This window comes from Oceanobacillus luteolus, from assembly GCF_042678205.1.
GTDB lineage: Bacteria > Bacillota > Bacilli > Bacillales > Amphibacillaceae > Oceanobacillus > Oceanobacillus luteolus.
Window position 1 is genome coordinate 1 of the sequence record NZ_JBHUDE010000078.1, and the last position, 1,562, is coordinate 1,562.

Below are 1,562 nucleotides of genomic sequence, written 5' to 3' on the forward strand. Positions count from 1 at the left end.
AGCAATTTTTAAAACCTATTATACATAGGGAAATCTACGGTGAAAAAATATATGTACCCCTCAACCTTTGGGATAGATAAAATAATGCGAGTAGAATATATAATTAGAAAACCTCTTAATGTGAACTAACCAGTTTAGAGAATGAACCAGCTTCGCAAACTGTGAATCCAATTATTAATCTGCAGGTTTATCTTGAAACACAAAAGCGTATTTTTGAACTGGCTTCTTAGATAATAGCAAGAGTAAGCAAGCCACCTTCTAGTTCAACTAAAGGGTGCGATAGTCCAAGAAGGATTATCGAACCCTTTTAGTGAAGTTATTGTATTAAAGGGGCAGGTTTATATAATAAAAAGTATTTTAGATAATAGGCTATTTTTAAAAATAAAACTGATAAGTTCTACTTACGGAATTAGATAATTTTATTCAATTTTTTAAATAGATAATGAGGTGATAAAATATGAGTTAAGTTAATAAAGGAGAAGTACCTTCTTTGTTGAAGTTATTTAACTAAAGGGGTAGTATTAGTTTAACAAGAATCTCGTGAAGGTTATAATAAAATTGAAAGTTATAGAATTGTGGGGGAAAATCATTGATAAAAGGATTATATGAAGCACATTTACCAGTAAGTGATTTAAATCGTTCAATAGAGTTTTATACTGACCTAGGACTTGAACTTGATCATACCGTTGAGAATAGGTTGGCATTTTTATGGATTGAAAAAGATAAGAGTTGGTTGGGTTTATGGAAAAGCGATAGAGTAGAACTTGAATACCATCCATCTATAAGACATATAGCTTTTCAAGTTTCATTACAAGGACTAAAGGAATCGGTAACTTGGTTAAAGAACAAAGGATATAAACCTAGAGAGGCTTTTGGATTTAAGCCAGTGGAACCTTTTGTTATGCCTCACGAAGATTATGCACACGCTAAAATTCATTTTAATGATCCTGATGGTAATAGTTTAGAATTTATTTGTAAAATAGATAATCCCAAAAACATAACAGATCGTATGTATTTAAGTGAGTGGGAAGAAATAAATAAATAATAAATTATTTCATCTTCAACTAACGGGTGCTTTACTTGAATAAGAGATTGTCAATTTGAAAGGTGCAAGATAGTTGAAGAAGAAAAATATAACTCTATTGGGGTGATTAGATGAATTATACTTGCCCTTGCTGTGGATATTTAACATTAGATGAGAAACCTCCTGGAACATACGATATATGTAGTATTTGTTTTTGGGAAGATGATGATGTTCAGTATAATGATCCCAATTATGAGGGTGGAGCTAACGTTCCATCGTTAAGGCAAGCACAACAAAATTTCATTAAATTTGGGGCTTGTGATGAAGGCAGTATAAAATTTGTAAGGAAACCAAATCAAGAAGACATTAAAGATCCGAATTGGAAACCGTTATGAGTATACATCGCATTAATAATTATATTTCTTCTTCAACAAAACCAGCTAATAGTTGTCAATATTTTTCTCTAAAAAAATTAATTCTCTCATGATATACTAAAATTACGTATGCCAAATAACCCTCCACTACATAGTGATTGGAA

Annotated in this window: 2 protein-coding genes; both read left to right on the plus strand. The window is 31.1% G+C overall.

Annotation, left to right across the window (positions count from 1 at the left end; genetic code table 11):
* The first annotated feature begins 589 nt into the window (after window positions 1–589).
* A complete protein-coding gene (locus tag ACFSBH_RS12260) occupies window positions 590–1,045 on the plus strand; it encodes a VOC family protein (protein ID WP_091773355.1) in 456 nt (151 codons plus the stop codon).
* Between the two features lie 110 nt (window positions 1,046–1,155).
* On the plus strand, window positions 1,156–1,419 hold the full coding sequence (locus ACFSBH_RS12265; protein WP_158324462.1) for a CPCC family cysteine-rich protein: 264 nt from the start codon (window positions 1,156–1,158) through the stop codon (window positions 1,417–1,419).
* Window positions 1,420–1,562: the final 143 nt, after the last annotated feature.

Bases quoted from the DNA above. Each gene is read 5' to 3' on its own strand.
- ACFSBH_RS12265 (WP_158324462.1), top strand. From the start codon at position 1,156: ATGAATTATACTTGCCCTTGCTGTGGATATTTAACATTAGATGAGAAA.